The sequence below is a fragment of the Prosthecobacter sp. genome (assembly GCF_029946185.1).
Taxonomy (GTDB): Bacteria; Verrucomicrobiota; Verrucomicrobiia; order Verrucomicrobiales; family Verrucomicrobiaceae; genus Prosthecobacter.
In genome coordinates this window covers 3,767-5,041 of the sequence record NZ_JAQSEA010000094.1, presented here as the reverse complement: position 1 = coordinate 5,041, position 1,275 = coordinate 3,767, and the positions used below count along the sequence as shown (strand labels likewise).

1 protein-coding gene is annotated in these 1,275 nt (G+C 60.2%); it reads left to right on the top strand.

From position 1 onward, the window contains the following. Positions 1 to 259: 259 nt before the first annotated feature. On the top strand, positions 260 to 1,180 hold the full coding sequence (locus PSV43_RS07275; protein WP_300195030.1) for an alpha/beta hydrolase: 921 nt from the start codon (positions 260 to 262) through the stop codon (positions 1,178 to 1,180). The last annotated feature ends 95 nt before the right edge of the window (positions 1,181 to 1,275 follow it).

Below are 1,275 nucleotides of genomic sequence, written 5' to 3'. Positions count from 1 at the left end.
TCCTTGCTCGACGAAGCGCTCAATCACCCGGGTCGCCGTGTGCCTCTAGCAGAATTGCGCGCTCGTCACGCATGAACAACGTCACCCTCAACCTCGTCGCCATCGACGAAACCATCGGCCAATCACGCGTGTGACACCGCACAGCTTCCTCTAGATTCCTTCTGAAAAACTATGCGGCGTTCCCATCTCTGCGGTGTGAAGTCTGGCGGCCATATCATTTCCTGCAAACAACCTCTGATTCCCCATCGTTTCAGCCACCATGCGCCTCCTCCTTCCCGCCCTCCTCGCCATCGCACTGCCGCTCCACGCCCAGAAAGCCGCCAAGACCAAGCCCCTGATCAAGCTCACCACCACCGAAGTCACCACCAAGGACATCGTCTATAAAACCACTCCCCAAGGCGAACTAAAGCTCCACGTATTCTCCCCCAAAGGCGAAGTGCAAACCACCGTTCAGCGCCCCTGCGCCGTGTTCTTCTTCGGCGGCGGTTGGAAGAGCGGCACCTACCTGCAATTCGTCCCACAGGCCGAATACCTCGCCAGCCGGGGCATCGTCGCCATCAGCGCCGATTACCGCATCCTCAACGTCCACAAAACATCCCCCGACAAAGCCGTCGAAGACGCCAAGAGCGCCATCCGCTGGGTGCGCGGCCATGCCACCGAACTCGGCATCGATCCCACCAAGATCATCGCAGGCGGCGGCTCCGCCGGAGGCCATCTCGCAGCCTGCACCGCCCTGACTTCAGCCTACGACGCCGAGTCCGATGACAAGTCCATCTCCTCCAAACCAAACGCCCTGGTACTCTTCAATCCCGCCATGAACATCAGTACTCTTTTCAAAGAGCGCAGCACCGGCGAAGGCCCCATGACACAGGAGATGGCAGAAGCCATCACCCCCAACAGCTTCATCACCAAAGACACCCCGCCCGCAATCCTCTTCTTCGGCACCGCCGACAAACTCAAAGCCGGTGGCGACGAGTATGTGAAGAAAGCCGCCGAACTCGGCCTCCGCGCCGAAATGTGGTCCGCCGCCGACATGCCCCACGGCTTTTTCAACAAAGCGCCGTGGACGCAAGTCACCGCGAAGAAGATGGACGAATTCCTCATCTCCCTCGGCTACCTCGGCGGCGAGCCCATGATCAAGCTTCCAGAAAACGCACCCGCGCTGAAGCACGAGAACTGAGAAGCCAATGATCAGAGAGGTTCGGTTGCAGCGGGTGTCGTAGGACGGTCGTGGCGAAGCCCGCCCGTCCATCAGCGCGCTGCAAACACCACGGC

Coding starts and splice junctions, on each gene's coding strand:
- PSV43_RS07275 (WP_300195030.1), top strand. CDS start 260: ATGCGCCTCCTCCTTCCCGCCCTCCTCGCCATCGCACTGCCGCTCCAC.